The following is an 11,991-nucleotide window of genomic DNA, read 5'->3' as shown; positions in this document are numbered from 1 at the left end:
AGCCGAACGCGGCCCGTACCCCCGCCGACCGGGGTACGGGCCGCGCGTCATGGGGGCGGCCCCCGCAGGGCCCGCCCGGTGTCAGCGCACCGCGATGACGGCCGAACCGTGGCCGAACAAGCCCTGATTCGCCGTGATCCCGACGCGGGCGCCCGGCACCTGCCGGTCGCCCGCGGTCCCGCGCAACTGCCACGTCAGCTCGCAGACCTGGGCGATCGCCTGGGCCGGCACCGCCTCCCCGAAGGAGGCAAGCCCGCCACTCGGATTGACCGGAACGCTTCCGCCGAGCGCGGTCACTCCCTCGCGTACGAGCTTCGCGCCGTCCCCGGGTGCGCACAGCCCGATGTCCTCGTACCACTCCAGTTCCAGCGCGGTGGACAGGTCGTACACCTCGGCGAGCGAGAGGTCCCCCGGGCCGATGCCCGCCTCCTCGTACGCGGCCCGGGCGATCGAGGCGCGGAAACTCTCCGGGGCCGGTTCCACCGCCACCGCGGAGTCCGTCGCGATGTCGGGCAGGTCGAGCACGGCGCGCGGGAAGGTCGGGGTGACGGTCGAGACCGCGCGGATACGGACCGGGTCAGCGGCCCCGTGCCGCCTGGCGAACTCCATGCTGGACAGGACGAGCGCCGCCGCGCCGTCGGAGGTGGCACAGATGTCGAGGAGCCGCAGCGGGTCGGCCACCACGGCGGACGCGGCGACCTGCTCGGGAGTGACGGGCGCGCGGTAGCGGGCGTGGGGATTGAGCGCGCCCGCCGCCGCGTTCTTGACCTTCACCAGGGCGAAGTCGTCGGTCGTGTCCCCGTACAGCGCCATCCGGCGGCGGGCGTAGAGCGCGAAGTACGCGGGGTTCGTCGCCCCGAGGACCCGGAAACGCAGCCAGTCGGGATCGTCGGGGCGTTCGCCGCCGGCCGGGGCGAAGAACCCCTTGGGCGCCGCGTCCGCTCCCACCACGAGCACCACATCGGCCAGGCCCGCCAGGATCTGGGCCCGGGCGGCGTTGACGGCCTGGGCACCGGAGGCGCAGGCCGCGTACACACTGGTCACGCGCGCGCCCTGCCAGCCCAGCGCCTGGGCGAACGTCGCCCCCGCCACGTACCCCGGATACCCGCCGCGCACGGTCTCCGCGCCGACGACCGACCCCACGTCCCGCCAGTCGAGGCCCGCGTCGGCGAGCGCCGTCTTCGCCGCGACCCTGCCGTACTGGACGAAACTGCGCCCCCACTTGCCCCACGGGTGCATCCCGGCCCCGATAACCGCCACATCACGTGTCATACCGCGCCTCCACCCGGTACCGCAGACCCAAGGTCCGGTACGGGCCGCCAGTTCCACGTCGCCCGCACGGCCCCGCTCCCGGCGGCATCGGCGAGCACACCGGGCACCGCCTCGACGGTCATCCCGACCGCCAGATCCGCGACCCCCACCCCCGGCGCGGCCTGACCCAGGACGACCATGCGCTCGGCGGCCAGCTCGACGGCGATCAGGGTGCAGAGCTCCCAGGGCACATCCGGATCGGAGACGTACGGGGGAGGGGGCCGGTAGCGGCCGTCGGTGAACGACCAGACGGTGCCCCGCTTGGAGAGCGGAACCTCGGTCAGTTCCCCGCCCGGACAGCCCGGGTTGCGGCAGAAGCCGTCCTCGCGGGGGAAGTAGACCGAGGAGCACCCCGAGCAGCGGGTCCCCAGCAGCCGGAAGTCCTCCTCGGAGCCGTCCTCGGTGAACCAGCCGGCCACCACGGGTATGCGCGTATGCGGCAAAGCCCCTCCCCGACAACCAATCTGACGGAACGTCAGAAGTGTGCCACGGTCAGCGGTTCTCGGCGAGCCACTTGGCAGCGATATCTGCCAGCTCCCGGTCCCGGCCCGCGAGCATCATCCGGATCATCTGCACGTCACCGCGCAGGGACCACGCGGGATGCCCGAACGAGGCCGGGTTGTTCTTCTCGATGAAGAAGTGCGCCGGCCAGGCCGTCCCGTACCCGATGAGCGGCAGCGCCGCCGCGTACCGCGCCCGTCCCCGCGCCAGCCCGTAGGCGGCGATCGTGAGACCGGTCAGCGTCCCGGTCAGATGCACCCAGCGGGTCGCGGCCCGGGAGTGCATCGCCACGTAGTACGGCCAGAATTCCTCGTACGAATCGAACGTCTCCTGTGACATACGGGCACCGTAATGGCTGGGGCGGCAACCGGATACGGCCTTTCCGCGTCCGAAGAGGAGAACGGGCGGCCGGAGCCCACGGGGGTGGTCCCGGCCGCCCGTTCACCCGAGGCCGTGGCGGGCGTCGTCAGTGCCCCGCGACGGAGCGCTTGGCCACCGGGAAGTCGAAGTAGGTGTCCGGGAAGAGCTCCGGCTTGAAGGTGAAGTGCCACCACTCCTCGGCCAGATTCACGAAGCCCAGGCCGACGAGCGTCTGCTTCAGCAACTGCCGGTTGGCGCGCTGGACTCCCTGGATCCGCGGGTCTTCGGTGTGCGACAGGGTGTCGAAGCAGTCGTAACCCGTGCCCATGTCCACCGAGTTGTCGGGAAAGCGCTCGGACTGCGGCGCGTAGCAGGGCGTCAGCGCCTCGCCCGGCAGATACGGCCTCGTGGGCAGCGCCGGCAGTTTCACCAGAGTCAGGTCCACCGTGCTGCCCCTGCTGTGGCCGGACTTCTCCGCGATGTAACCGTCCTCGAACAGCCGCGTCTTGTCGACCAGCGGATAGAACTCGCCCTTCATCGCCTGATCGTCGAGATCCTTCGCCCAGCGCACGAAGTGGTCCACCGCCCGCTGCGGCCGGTAGCAGTCGTACACCTTGAGCGAATAGCCCTGGCGCAGCAGCCGGGTCTGCGCCTCGTGCAGCGCCCGCGCCGCCGGCCGGGTCAGGATGCAGACCGGCTGCCGGTAGCCGTCGACGGGCGTGCCCAGGAAGTTGTGGGCGGTGGTGTACCGCATCTCCTGAATGATCGTCGGATCGACGGAGCGCAGCGAGACGAACTCCCGGGGGGCCTTCGGTTCGGGTGCGGCCCCGGCCACCGGGGCGGCGACTGTCACGGCGAGCAGGGTGGCGGCCGTGGCCGCCAGAGCGCGGAAGGCAGTGCGAATTCCTGTCATGGGCACATCGTTTATCAGCTCCTGGGCCCCCGCGAAAGAGTGATCGGATACAGTCCGCCCGTGTCCGCGCCCACGAATCCGCCCACACCGCCCGTCCCCAACACATACTGCGGCAGCTGCGGTACGCCGTACTCCACGGGGACGGCCGCCTCCTGGCCCCGGACCTGCACGGCGTGCGGAGCCACCGCCTACCGCAACCCGCTGCCGGTCGCCGTGGCCCTGCTGCCCGTCACCGACACGCGCGGCGGCGGACTCGTCGTCATCACCCGCACCATCCCACCCCAGCAGGGCGGAATCGCGCTCCCGGGCGGCTTCATCGACCACTCGGAGGACTGGCGCCACGCGGTGGTACGCGAGCTCCGCGAGGAAACCGGCATCGAGGCCCACGAGCACGAAGTCCGACTGGCCGACGCGATGAGCAGCCCGGGCGGCCACCTGCTGCTCTTCGGCCTGCTGCCGCCACGCCCCGCCGCCACGCTCCCGCCCTCCGTACCGACCGACGAGACCGAGGGTTACGAAGTGCTGCGCGCGGCCAGGGAACTGGCCTTCCCCCTGCACACCCGTGCCGCCCACGCCTGGTTCGCCGGCCACTACAGCTGACGGCGGGCCCTACAGCCCCCGCACCCGCACCGCAGGCACCGCCTCCCCCTCCCCGCCGTCCCGCTCGACCACCACACGCCCGCCCGACCTCCGCGACGTATACCGCTCGACCTCCGCCCGCGCCCAGCCGTCGCCCGCATCGCGCACCACCAGCCCCCCGCCCGTACGGCCGACCGGCGGAGCCCACACCTCCAGTTCGAGAACGCCGTCCGGGCCCCGCACCGGAATCACCGCACCGGCCCGCGCCAGCACCGGAATCCGTGACAACGGGGCATCCACCAGCACCTGCCCGGGACCCTCGTACGCCTCCTCGGTCACCGTGTCGTACCAGCGCCCCCGCGGCAGCCGCACCGCCCGTCGCTCCGCCCCGCACGCGAGCACCGGCGCCACGAGCAGCGCATCGCCCAGCAGAAAGGCGTCCTCGCAGTCCCGCAGCGTCCGGTCACCGGGAGCGCCCCACCACAACGGCCGTACATACGGGGCGCCCGTCAGCCGGGCCACCTGCGACAGCGTCACGAAGTACGGATGCAGCCGCTCACGCCCGTCGAGTACGGCCTTCGCGTGTTCCAGGACCTCCGGCCCGAACTCCCACGGCTCCCGCCCGTCCGCACCCACGGCCGCGCGGGTACGGAACAGGGGCAGATAGGCCCCCAGCTGGAGCCGGCGCAGATACAACTCCGCCGAGGGCGACGGCGGTGCCCCCTCCACCCCGTCCCCATCGGGCCCCGAGTACGGCACCCCGCACAGCCCGAGACCCAGCACCCGGGCGAGCGAGACCCGCAGCCCCGCCCAGCCGGTCACCGCATCACCGGACCACACACCCCCGTACCGCTGCACCCCTGTCCACCCGGACCGCGAGACCAGGAACGGCCGCTCGTCCGGCCGCAGCCGGCGCAGACCCTCGTAACCGGCCCGAGCCATGGCCAGCCCGTAGACGTTGTGCGCCTCGCGATGATCACCGCCACGGCCCTCCAGCGCGTGCCGGGCCGACAGCGGAAGCCCCGCACCGCCAACAGCCGGGAAGGAACCCGGCTCGTCCACGTCGTGCCACACACCGGAGAACCCCTGATCCAGCCGCTCCTCGTACAGCGCGCCCCACCACTCCCGCACCAGCGGATCAGTGAAATCCGGATAGACGCGCGCGCCGGGCCGCCCCGCACCACGGACCCAACGCCCCCCTGCATCCTCCACGTACGCACCACCCGTACCGATCCGCCGACCGGAGTCGAACACGGCGTTCCCCGGCTCCGCCTCCACCGCGGCACCGACGACCGACACCAGCCGGACACCGTCCGCACGAAGCTCCTTCGCCAGCCGGGGCAGACCGGGAAACCGCTCGCCGCCGCCGGTGTCACCGTCCAGGTGCAGGACGGACAGCGGCAACTCCCGCTCCCGGTAGCCCGCCACGATCCGCCGCACCTCCTCCTCACCCCCGGACCCCGAACCCCCGGACCCCGAACCGGCATGCTGCGCACCCAGCGCCCAGGACGGCGGCAGCGCGGGCGCACCGGTCAGCGCCGTCCAGCCCCGCAGCACCCGGGCGGGCGTCCCCGCGACCACCCAGCACCGGAGCGGACCGCCGTCCATCCGCACCTCACAGGTCCCCGGCCTGTCGTGCCCGGAACCCGCACCCTCCTCACCCTCACGCAAGGTGACCCGCCCCGACCAGGAGTTGTCGTGGAAGACCAGATGCGTCCCCGCGTCGGCGACCACCAGCTGCACGGGCATCGCGAGACACGACAGGCCGTCACCGGAACCCGGACTCCCGCCCGGTCCCGGATTCCACAGCCGGTACGTTCCGTCACGCAGCCGGGGACCGCGGGACTGCCCGCCCAGACCGAAGAAACGCGCGTCGGCCGGCACCTCCGACCTCAGCACCCACCGCGCCTCGCCCCCCGCCACCGGCTCCCACCAGCGCGGCGGCAGCTCCCGGCGGAGCACCAGCCCACCGGGCGTCCGCAGCTCGACCGCCCCGTGCCGCGACACCACCACCGTGAGCCGCTCCGAGACCACCTGCCAGCCGCCGTCCTTGTCCGGCTCCAGCGCGGCACGCGGGTCCGGTTCCGGCTCGGCACCCGGCAAGGCGTACGAAGGCAACGGCTCCGCCCCGTCCCAGGCCCAGAACACCGCGCCGCCCGCCGCGACGCGTACCCGCAGCTCCGAACGGGCGAACCGCACCACACCCCCGCCGGGCCCCGGATCGGCCCCCGTCAACAGGCCGGGCACCCGCGCCCGCTCCGCCCCGCGCGGCGGCAGCGCCCGCGCATCCGCCCGCCGGTGCCGCCAGGCGGTGCGCGCCGTGCGCAGCCCCTGTACCGAACCGACCATCTTCACCGAGCGCACCAGGTCACGACCGTCCATGCGGCCCACCCTGCCAGCCGACCGCGGACGACCGGGCCGCGTTCAACTTCCGTTCACCGGCCGGACCACACAACGGGACACGCAACCATGGCCGGGCCACCCTGGTGCGAAAGACGATCACATGGCATCGTCCGTAAAAGCCGCTCACGCGCACACCCCAGCCCGTGCGCGCGACACGCCCACCCGCGTAACCCGTACAGCCAGGGAGCCGAAACCCATGACCGCACGTGCCGAAGAAGCCCCCCTGTGGGAGCCCGACGCCGACCGCATCGCCGCCGCGGCCGTCACCCGCTTCCAGAGCTGGGCGGCCGAGCGGTACGGAGCACCGGCCGAGGGCGGGTACGAGGCATTGCACCGCTGGTCGGTCGATGAACTCGACACCTTCTGGCAGGCCGTCGCCGACTGGTTCGACGTACGGTTCTCCACCCCGTACGAGACCGTCATCGGCGAGCGCTCCATGCCCGGCGCCCAGTGGTTTCCCGGCGCCACCCTCAACTACGCCGAGCACGCCCTGCGCACCGCCGAGGACCCCCTCAGAGCCGGCGCCCCCGCCCTGCTCCACGTCGACGAGAACCACACCCAGGTCCCGATCAGCTGGTCGGCCCTGCGCCGCCAGGTCGGCTCCCTCGCCGCCGAACTCCGCGCCCTCGGTGTCAAGCCCGGCGACCGGGTCAGCGGATACCTCCCCAACGTCCCCCAAGCGGTCGTCGCCTTCCTCGCCACCGCGGCCGTCGGCGCGGTGTGGACCTCCTGCGCCCCCGACTTCGGCGCCCGCAGCGTCCTCGACCGGTTCCAGCAGGTCGAACCCGTCGTACTGTTCACCGTCGACGGCTACCGCTACGGCGGCAAGGAACACGACCGCACCGAAACCGTCGCCGAACTGCGCAGTGAACTCCCCACCCTGCGCGCCGTCGTCCACATCCCACTGCTCGGCACTGACGCACCCGAAGGCGCCCTCGAATGGTCCGCCCTCACCTCCGCGGACACCGAGCCCGTATTCGAGCAGGTCCCCTTCGACCACCCGCTCTGGGTGCTGTACTCCTCCGGCACGACCGGACTCCCCAAGGCGATCGTCCAGTCCCAGGGCGGCATCCTGCTCGAACACTTCAAGCAGATCGGCCTGCACTGCGACCTCGGCCCCGACGACCGCTTCTTCTGGTACACCTCCACCGGCTGGATGATGTGGAACTTCCTCGTCTCCGGCCTGCTCACCGGCACCACGGTCGTGCTGTACGACGGCAGCCCCGGCTATCCCGACGTCGGCGCCCAGTGGCGCGTCGCCGAACAGACCGGAGCGACCCTCTTCGGCACCTCGGCCGCGTACGTCATGGCCTGCCGCAAGGCCGGAATCCACCCCGGACGCGACTACGACCTCTCCCGCATCCAGTGCGTGGCCACCACCGGCTCCCCGCTGCCCCCCGACGGCTTCCGCTGGCTCCACGACGAGGTGGCCGAAGACCTCTGGATCGCCTCGGTCAGCGGCGGCACCGACGTCTGCAGCTGCTTCGCGGGCGCGGTCCCGACGCTCCCCGTGCACATCGGCGAACTTCAGGCCCCCTGCCTCGGCACGGACCTCCAGTCCTGGGACCCCGAGGGCCGGCCGCTCATCGGCGAGGTCGGCGAACTCGTCGTCACCAACCCGCTGCCCTCCATGCCCATCCGCTTCTGGAACGACCCCGACGGCAGCCGCTACCACGACAGCTACTTCGACATGTACCCCGGCGTCTGGCGCCACGGGGACTGGATCACGATGACCGACCACGGCTCGGTCGTCATCCACGGCCGCTCGGACTCCACGCTCAACCGGCAGGGCGTACGCATGGGCTCGGCCGACATCTACGAGGCCGTCGAACGGCTCCCCGAGATCCGCGAATCCCTCGTGATCGGCCTGGAGGAACCCGACGGCGGCTACTGGATGCCGCTCTTCGTCCACCTCGCGGACGGCGCGACCCTCGACGACAAGCTCCGCGACACCATCAAACGGACCATCCGCGAGAACCTCTCCCCACGCCACGTACCCGACGAGGTCATCGAGATCCCCGCCGTCCCGCACACCCTCACCGGCAAGCGCATCGAGGTTCCGGTCAAGCGCCTCCTCCAGGGCACACCCCTGGCCAAGGCCGTCAATCCGGGCTCCGTGGACAACCTCGAACTCCTCCACTTCTACGTGGACCTCGCCCGCACACGCCGCTGACCCACCGCACGGCGGAGCCACTGTCAGTCCCCCTGATTACGCTGAGTGAGCATTGATCGACAGCGCACAGGGGGACACATGGCGCACACCCGTCAGTACAGGCACGGCACATCCATGCGGCGCACGCTGCGCCGCGAAGCACCCAGCACCATCGGCCTCCTGGTCGACGCCCAGGACTTCGCGGCGATGCGGCACTACCGCAGCTTCCCCTTCGACGACCACACGGTCTATCTCCAACAGGTCGAAGGACTGCTCAAGACACTCGCGGCCCAGGGCATGCACACCACCATCGCCCTCTTCGACCCCGAGGACTACGCGGAGTTCTGCGCCGAATCGGACCTCGACCCGGACAGCGGCGCCAGCCGCACCCGCTTCACCGCCGAATTCGCGGCGAGCGGCGCCACCGTGGCCTACACGGGCCAGCCCATCGACACACTGGTGCCGCTCCTCATCACCCGAGCCGTCCGCCGCGCCACCTGGGAGTACGCCACGATGCTCCTGGCCGGCCTCGGCGACTGCGCCGACTGCGGACAGGACATCGGCCGCGCCGCCTTCGACCGGGCCTCGCACCTGCTCTCCCGCATCCTGGCGACAGCGGGGCCCGGCACCCATCACATGGTGTGCAGCACCCCCACGGAGAACGAACAGCTCCTCGCCGTCCTCCACACCGAGTGCGGCCTCACCGGCCCGGCCAGGCTCGACTCCACGGAAGGAGCCGAGTTCGCCACCGTCCTCGCAGTGGGCATCGCCCTGGAAACCCGCGGGGGAGTAGTGCTCCGCACGAGTCGCGCAGACACCCCGGACCGGGTCCACGGCTGGCGGCTGATCCGCGGCGGCCTCGTCCCGCTCACCGAAGGAGAGGTCTTCAGCGCCTACTGCACCGACGCCGACACGGGCGAACCGGTCGCCCCGGAATCCGGCGTCGAATACAGCGCCGGATTCGACATCGGCGCCGACGAACCCGAAACACACCGCTGACAACCAGAAGGGGCTCCCCGCCACCGGCGGGAAGCCCCTTCACGATCACCCGCGCCGGACTACTCGCCCGACAGCACCGCTTGCGCGGCGTTCCGCGCCTCTTCGGCGGAGTCCGCCGCACGAGCGGCGGCAGCCGCACGCTCGCACTGGGCCAGCGTGTGCTTCGCCAGCGTGGCGCGTACATAGGGAATGGACGCGGCACCCATCGACAGAGAGGTGACACCCAGACCGGTCAGCACACAGGCAAGGAGCGGATCCGAGGCCGCCTCACCACAGACACCGCAGCTCTTGCCCTCGGCCCTGGCAGCATCCGCCGACAGCGCGACGAGGTCCAGCAGCGCCGGCTGCCAGGGGTCCTGGAGCCGGGACACGGCCCCCACCTGACGGTCGGCGGCGAAGGTGTACTGCGCCAGGTCATTCGTACCCAGCGACAGGAACTCCACCTCCTGAAGGATCGAGCGCGCCCGGAGCGCGGCGGACGGAATCTCCACCATCGCGCCGAACTTCGCCCGCAGCCCCGCCTCGCGGCACGCATCGGCGAACGCCTTGGCATCCGCACGGTCGGCGACCATCGGCGCCATGACCTCGAGATAGACGGGCAGCCCCTCGACCGCCTTCGCCAGCGCCGTCAGCTGCGTCCGCAGCACATCGGGGTGCTCCAGCAGACTGCGCAGCCCCCGCACACCCAGCGCCGGGTTCGGCTCGTCGGCCGGGGTCAGGAAGTCCAGCGGCTTGTCCGCACCCGCGTCCAGCACCCGTACGACCACACGGCCTTCCGGGAACGCCTCCAGCACCGCGCGGTACGCCGTGACCTGCTTCTCCTCGGACGGCGCCTGCTTGCTGTCGTCCAGGAACAGGAACTCCGTACGGAACAGCCCGACGCCCTCCGCGCCCGCCTCCACGGCCGCAGGCACATCGCCGGGGCCGCCGATGTTGGCGAGCAACGGCACCTTGTGGCCGTCCGACGTCGCCCCAGGACCGGTCGACGCGGACAGCGCGGCCTTGCGGGCCGCGGCGGCGCTCTCCATCTCCGCGCGCTTCTCGTCGCTCGGCTCGACGAAGATCTCGCCGGTGGAGCCGTCCACCGCGACAACCGTGCCTTCGGCCAGTTCACCGGCACCGGGCAGCGCCACGACCGCGGGCACACCGAGCGCCCGCGCGAGAATCGCGCTGTGGCTGGTGGGCCCGCCCTCCTCGGTCACGAACCCGAGGACCAGAGTCGGGTCGAGCAGAGCGGTATCGGCCGGAGCGAGGTCCCGCGCGATGAGCACGTACGGCTCGTCGCTGTCCGGCACACCCGGCATCGGCACACCGAGCAGCCGGGCGACGATCCGGTTCCGTACGTCGTCGAGGTCCGCGACACGCCCCGCCAGATACTCACCGGCGTTGGCCAGCAGAGCACGGTAGGCGGCGAACGCGTCGTAGATACCGCGCTCGGCGGTGCTGCCGACGGCGATACGCCGGTCCACATCGGCGATGAGCTCGGGGTCCTGGGCCATCATGGCCTGGGCCTCGAGCACGTGCTGAGCCTCGCCCCCGGCCAGATTGCCGCGTGCAATCAGGTCGGCGGCAACAGCCTCCACAGCCTGGCGAGCACGCCCCTGTTCGCGCTCGGCCTCCTCCGGCGGAATCTGCTTGGCCGGCGGTTCGAGAACCGCCGTACCCATGTGCCTGACCTCGCCGATCGCCACACCGTGGCTCACACCGACGCCTCGCAGCGTTGTCTCCATTTCACCCGTCTCCGGTTGTGCGGTGGCTGAGCCACCGCGGCGGTTGTCCAACTGGCTGTTACGTCTACGAAGGTGCTACTGCCAGCCGAACAGCGTGTCGCCGATCTTCACGTCGCCGTCCACGCGGACGTCGGAGAGGGAGTCGGCGGTGGCTTCGAGCGCGACGACCGGGCAGATGGCCGACTTGCCGGCCGTCTCCACGGCGGAGGGGTCCCACCGGACGATGCCCTGTCCGCGGACGACGGTGTCGCCCTTGTTGACGAGAAGCTCGAAGCCCTCGCCGTTGAGCTGGACGGTGTCGATGCCGAGGTGCGTCAGCACTCCATGGCCCTCGCTGTCGACGACGACGAAGGCGTGCGGGTGAAGGGAGACCACGATGCCGTCGACCGGGGACACGGCCTCCGACGGCTCGCGCACGGGGTCGATCGCCATTCCGGGACCGACCATGGCGCCGGCGAAGACCGGGTCGGGCACCTCTTCGAGTCCGATGGCGCGTCCGGCAACAGGGGACGTCACGTTGGTCATGGGGAGCCTCCCAGGGGTGGAGCTTGGTGTGTCGCCGCCTTGGCTGATGGGGGACGGCGTACTTGCTCAGCAGGGTAAGTCATATGAAGTCCCGGTTCCGCCCGAGACCTACCGATTGGCGGACCTAGGGGTGCACCAGAAACGATTTGCCTCGACTCCCGGCGGCCTGTACTGTCGTACTCCTGCCTGACCCCAACGCGACATTGAGTCGGGGGTCGGCGGCGACCATTAAGCCCAGATCCTAACCCTCACTCCCGCTTCTGCATGCCTGCAGGACTGGTCAAGGGGAACGGAAAAGGCCTGATAGAGTCGGACTCGCCGGAAAGGGAAAAGCGAAAGCGAAGACCTGGAAAGCAAATCCCAACTTCGACTGGGAATCGGACACGAAAGAGTCTGATAGAGTCGGAAACGCAAGAACAAAGAGAAGCGCCCGGAGGGCCCCGGTGAAACGGGACCGAAGGAAGCGTCCGTTCCTTGAGAACTCAACAGCGTGCCAAAAGTCAACGCCAAATATGTTG

General features: G+C 71.1%; 10 protein-coding genes. 3 read left to right on the top strand and 7 right to left on the bottom strand.

Annotated features, from left to right (window positions below; genetic code table 11):
* Positions 1 to 81: 81 nt before the first annotated feature.
* The 4 genes from ACWGO0_RS32965 to ACWGO0_RS32950 form a co-directional block, all read right to left on the bottom strand.
* A complete protein-coding gene (locus tag ACWGO0_RS32965; RefSeq protein ID WP_453543480.1) occupies positions 82 to 1,272 on the bottom strand; it encodes a lipid-transfer protein in 1,191 nt (396 codons plus the stop codon).
* Entirely contained in the window at positions 1,269 to 1,754 is a 486-nt protein-coding gene (locus tag ACWGO0_RS32960) for a Zn-ribbon domain-containing OB-fold protein (protein WP_453543478.1), read from the bottom strand. The genes ACWGO0_RS32965 and ACWGO0_RS32960 overlap by 4 nt, the downstream gene beginning before the upstream one ends.
* Before the next feature lie 49 nt (positions 1,755 to 1,803).
* Complete coding sequence (locus ACWGO0_RS32955; RefSeq protein ID WP_453543476.1) at positions 1,804 to 2,151, bottom strand: Mpo1-like protein; 348 nt, start codon at positions 2,149 to 2,151, stop codon at positions 1,804 to 1,806.
* Between the two features lie 127 nt (positions 2,152 to 2,278).
* Positions 2,279 to 3,085, bottom strand: coding sequence for a M15 family metallopeptidase (locus ACWGO0_RS32950; protein WP_453543474.1), 807 nt, complete (start codon positions 3,083 to 3,085; stop codon positions 2,279 to 2,281).
* Between the two features lie 60 nt (positions 3,086 to 3,145).
* Here ACWGO0_RS32950 and ACWGO0_RS32945 point away from each other — a divergent pair, with 60 nt between their 5' ends.
* Positions 3,146 to 3,685: an NUDIX domain-containing protein gene (locus ACWGO0_RS32945; RefSeq protein WP_453543472.1), complete on the top strand. Its 540-nt coding sequence runs from the start codon at positions 3,146 to 3,148 to the stop codon at positions 3,683 to 3,685.
* Positions 3,686 to 3,694: 9 nt separating this feature from the next.
* Here ACWGO0_RS32945 and ACWGO0_RS32940 read toward each other — a convergent pair whose 3' ends face one another.
* Positions 3,695 to 6,046 (bottom strand): glycoside hydrolase family 31 protein, encoded by a 2,352-nt coding sequence (locus tag ACWGO0_RS32940; RefSeq protein ID WP_453543470.1) that lies wholly within the window; start codon positions 6,044 to 6,046, stop codon positions 3,695 to 3,697.
* 217 nt (positions 6,047 to 6,263) lie between these two features.
* Between ACWGO0_RS32940 and ACWGO0_RS32935 the strand changes: the two genes are divergently transcribed.
* Both ACWGO0_RS32935 and ACWGO0_RS32930 read left to right on the top strand, forming a co-directional pair.
* A complete protein-coding gene (locus ACWGO0_RS32935; protein WP_453543468.1) occupies positions 6,264 to 8,240 on the top strand; it encodes an acetoacetate--CoA ligase in 1,977 nt (658 codons plus the stop codon).
* Positions 8,241 to 8,318: 78 nt separating this feature from the next.
* On the top strand, positions 8,319 to 9,218 hold the full coding sequence (locus tag ACWGO0_RS32930) for a hypothetical protein (protein WP_453543466.1): 900 nt from the start codon (positions 8,319 to 8,321) through the stop codon (positions 9,216 to 9,218).
* 59 nt (positions 9,219 to 9,277) lie between these two features.
* Here ACWGO0_RS32930 and ptsP read toward each other — a convergent pair whose 3' ends face one another.
* Together ptsP and ACWGO0_RS32920 are read right to left on the bottom strand one after the other, a co-directional pair.
* On the bottom strand, positions 9,278 to 10,948 hold the full coding sequence (ptsP, locus tag ACWGO0_RS32925; RefSeq protein ID WP_453543464.1) for a phosphoenolpyruvate--protein phosphotransferase: 1,671 nt from the start codon (positions 10,946 to 10,948) through the stop codon (positions 9,278 to 9,280).
* A 75-nt stretch (positions 10,949 to 11,023) separates the two neighbouring features.
* Positions 11,024 to 11,473 (bottom strand): PTS sugar transporter subunit IIA, encoded by a 450-nt coding sequence (locus ACWGO0_RS32920; protein WP_453543462.1) that lies wholly within the window; start codon positions 11,471 to 11,473, stop codon positions 11,024 to 11,026.
* Positions 11,474 to 11,991: the final 518 nt, after the last annotated feature.

The sequence above is a fragment of the Streptomyces sp. NPDC055749 genome, from assembly GCF_053617235.1.
Note: the sequence above shows the minus strand (reverse complement) of the source record. Positions and strands in the feature narration are given on the sequence as shown.